Source organism: Nonomuraea sp. NPDC005730 (genome assembly GCF_040630865.1).
Classification (GTDB): Bacteria; Actinomycetota; Actinomycetes; order Streptosporangiales; family Streptosporangiaceae; genus Nonomuraea.
Window position 1 is genome coordinate 1 of record NZ_JBEXYK010000146.1, and the last position, 1396, is coordinate 1396.

General features: G+C 66.7%; 1 pseudogene. It reads right to left on the reverse strand.

Features of this window, described 5'->3' with window-relative positions:
* Nucleotides 1–1396 (reverse strand): annotated as a pseudogene (locus ABZ444_RS51420) (DNA-directed RNA polymerase subunit beta); the annotation flags it as partial.

A 1396-nucleotide genomic window follows, 5' to 3' on the forward strand; every position in this document is an offset into this window, starting at 1 on the left:
ATGTGGATCGAGGAGAGGACGTCGTCCTGGACCAGGCGCTGGGACAGGATGATGGCGTCTTCGTAGTTGTGGCCCTCCCACGGCATGAACGCCACGAGCAGGTTCTTGCCGAGCGCCATCTCACCGTTGTCGGTGCAGGGGCCGTCGGCGATGACCTGGTTGACCTCGACCCGGTCGCCCTCGGCGACGATGGGCTTCTGGTTGAAGGAGGTGCCCTGGTTCGAGCGCTTGAACTTGGCGACCCGGTACGTCGTACGCGTGCCGTCGTCGTTCATGACGGTGACGTAGTCGGCGGAGACCTCCTCCACCACACCGGCCTTCTCGGCGCTGATGACGTCGCCGGCGTCGGTCGCGGCACGGTACTCCATGCCGGTGCCGACCAGCGGCGCCTCGCTCTTGAGCAGCGGCACCGACTGGCGCTGCATGTTGGAGCCCATGAGCGCGCGGTTGGCGTCGTCGTGCTCGAGGAACGGGATCATCGCGGTGGCCACCGACACCATCTGGCGCGGCGACACGTCGATGTAGTCGACTTCCTCGGCACGGGCGAGCTCGGTCTCACCGCCCTTGGTACGGACCAGGACGCGGGACTCGGCGAACGAACCGTCGGCGTTGAGCGTCGTGTTGGCCTGCGCCTTGACGTAGCGGTCTTCCTCGTCGGCCGTCAGGTAGTCGATCTGCTCGGTCACCTTGCCGTCGACGACCTTGCGGTAGGGCGTCTCGACGAAGCCGAAGGCGTTGATGCGGCCGTAGGAGGCCAGCGAGCCGATCAGACCGATGTTCGGGCCTTCAGGGGTCTCGATCGGGCACATCCGGCCGTAGTGGGACGGGTGCACGTCACGGACCTCGAAGCCGGCCCGCTCGCGGGACAGACCACCGGGGCCGAGCGCGGACAGACGCCGCTTGTGCGTCAGGCCGGCCAGCGGGTTGGTCTGGTCCATGAACTGCGACAGCTGCGAGGTGCCGAAGAACTCCTTGATGGAGGCCACGACGGGACGGATGTTGATCAGGGTCTGCGGCGTGATCGCCTCGACGTCCTGGGTGGTCATCCGCTCGCGGACGACGCGCTCCATGCGGGCCAGGCCCAGGCGGACCTGGTTCTGGATGAGCTCGCCGACGCTGCGCAGGCGGCGGTTGCCGAAGTGGTCGATGTCGTCGACCTCGACGATCACCTCACCGTTGGCGCCCGGCATCGACTCCTCGCCCGCGTGCAGGCGGACGATGTACTCGATGGTGGCGACGATGTCCTCTTCGGTCAGCGTGCCCTGCGTGATCTCGGAGTCGACCCCGAGCTTCTTGTTGATCTTGTAGCGGCCCACCTTGGCCAGGTCGTACCGCTTGGGGTTGAAGTACAGGTTCTCCAGCAGGGTCTGCGCCGACTCCTTGGTCGGCGGCTCAC